This is a genomic window from Halocynthiibacter sp. (assembly GCF_049608145.1).
In the GTDB taxonomy this organism is placed as follows: Bacteria; Pseudomonadota; Alphaproteobacteria; order Rhodobacterales; family Rhodobacteraceae; genus Halocynthiibacter.
On the sequence record NZ_JBMYXF010000135.1, the window covers coordinates 1 to 520 of the forward strand.

The 520-nt window shown below is 59.6% G+C and carries 1 protein-coding gene; it reads left to right on the forward strand.

Annotated features, from left to right (window positions below; all coding sequences use genetic code 11):
* Positions 1-520, forward strand: a 520-nt coding sequence (locus ACPGUT_RS16215; protein WP_423993148.1) for a glutamate synthase central domain-containing protein, incomplete at both ends; no start/stop codon positions are given.

A 520-nucleotide genomic window follows, 5' to 3' on the forward strand; every position in this document is an offset into this window, starting at 1 on the left:
CTTCGCGGTTCTGATCGGTAGCGGCGCAACGGTTGTGAACGCCTATCTGGCAGAGGATTCCCTTGCCGATCGCATTGAACGCGGGTTGCTGGAGTGCTCACTGACCGAAGCCATCGCACGCTATCGCGAGGCGATCGACCAGGGTTTGCTCAAGATCATGGCGAAGATGGGCATCTCTGTTGTGTCTTCTTATCGCGGTGGCCTGAATTTCGAGGCGGTGGGTCTGTCCCGCGCTATGTGTGCCGAGTATTTCCCCGGCATGACCTCGCGCATCAGCGGCATTGGCGTCACGGGCATTCAGCGCAAGGCGGAAGAAGTGCATGCCCTTGGCTGGCAGGGTGGCCGCGACGTGTTGCCGATTGGCGGTTTCTACAAGGCGCGCAAGAGCGGCGAGACCCACGCATGGGAAGCGCAATCCATGCACATGATGCAAACCGCATGTAACACCGGCTCCTTCCAGATGTGGAAGCAGTATAGCGCCAAGATGCAAGGCAACCCGCCGATCCATCTGCGCGATCTG